Genomic DNA, 1,283 nt, shown 5'->3' on the forward strand with positions numbered 1-1,283 from the left:
TGAGGCGATTTGGCAATTAGACAATTTGGCAATTAGACAATTTGGCAATGAGGCACTTAGGCAATGATGCATTGAGGCAATTTGGTAATGAAGCAATGAGGTATTGGGGCTATGGGGTATAAGGCACAAGGCATTGAATGTTAAGCTTTGTGTTCCACTTTGCCAAGCTCTGGGTACTTTGTGATAAAATAAAACTTATAGGCACAAGTCTTATTCTGTGTAACTCAGTGCTAAACTCTGGGGACTCTGTGGTAAAAAAAACTTCAACGATTAAAACATTAAGATAATTAAGACCATTAAGGGGCTGAGAATATCTTAATGCTCTTCATGTCTTAATGAACTTAATGTTAAAAAAAAGAACTTCAAATTTAAAAATTAAGGCCATTAAGCGGCTGAGAATATCTTAATGAACTTAATATCTTAATGCACTTAATGTTTAGAAAAAAGAACTTTAAATTTAAAAATTAAGGCCATTTAGCGACTGAGAATATCTTAATGCACTTAATGTTTAGAAAAAACATCCTCAATAATTAACCAGGAAGACAATTAGGGTTTTAGGAATAACGCCCACTCACATACTATCCGCCCCACCTTTCTGAAAAACAACTTCTTTAACCAAGCCTATGGAGTTAAAGTGGAGAATCATGGCTTCGGAGGTGGTGGTGTTGCGGATGTTTTGGCATTGCGGTCCACGCTCGAAGAAATAAACGACATATTTCTCAGACTTTTTGTCGAGCAATTGATAATCGTACCGCCCAATGGTTTTTACGATTTCGTTTTCGGAGATAGTCAGAATACGGTCTTTGTTTTGTTTCAATAAAGCCAGTTGTTGAATTCTTTTCCCTTCACAACCCCCTCGATCGCCTTTGAAAAGTTCAGAATCAAAACCATCGATTTCTAATGGCTTGGAGTAGGAGCAGGCCTGTAAAAGAATTAAAGCCGAAAAAGAGATTAGATATTTTAAAATAGACATTTGAGTAATTTTCCAAAAGGCAAAAGCCTAGCATTTGTGTAATTATATAAAAGTATCATTAAATACGATTCATTGTCTGTTTGATATCGTTTTTTTGTCAGTTCAAGGGTCTAACCTGTCAGTTCGAGCGGTAGCGGGCGGCGTTCCGTTCGAGAATACGTTTTCTGCTGCCAAAGTTAACTAGTTTTAAGCGACATCTCAATTTGCTTCTTGAATTTGTGGTAATCAGCATCTCAGTCAGCATCTTACTCATCCTAATAACATCTCAGTCTTCATCTCGACTACCGCTCGATGTGACAGGTGTGCTCGA

The 1,283-nt window shown here is 37.3% G+C and carries 1 protein-coding gene; it reads right to left on the reverse strand.

Translation table 11 applies throughout. From position 1 onward, the window contains the following. Positions 1 to 571 precede the first annotated feature (571 nt). Positions 572 to 973 (reverse strand): hypothetical protein, encoded by a 402-nt coding sequence (locus EGI26_RS07225; RefSeq protein ID WP_255077314.1) that lies wholly within the window; start codon positions 971 to 973, stop codon positions 572 to 574. Positions 974 to 1,283: the final 310 nt, after the last annotated feature.

This window comes from Lacihabitans sp. CCS-44 (assembly GCF_024343735.1).
Classification (GTDB): Bacteria; Bacteroidota; Bacteroidia; order Cytophagales; family Spirosomataceae; genus Leadbetterella.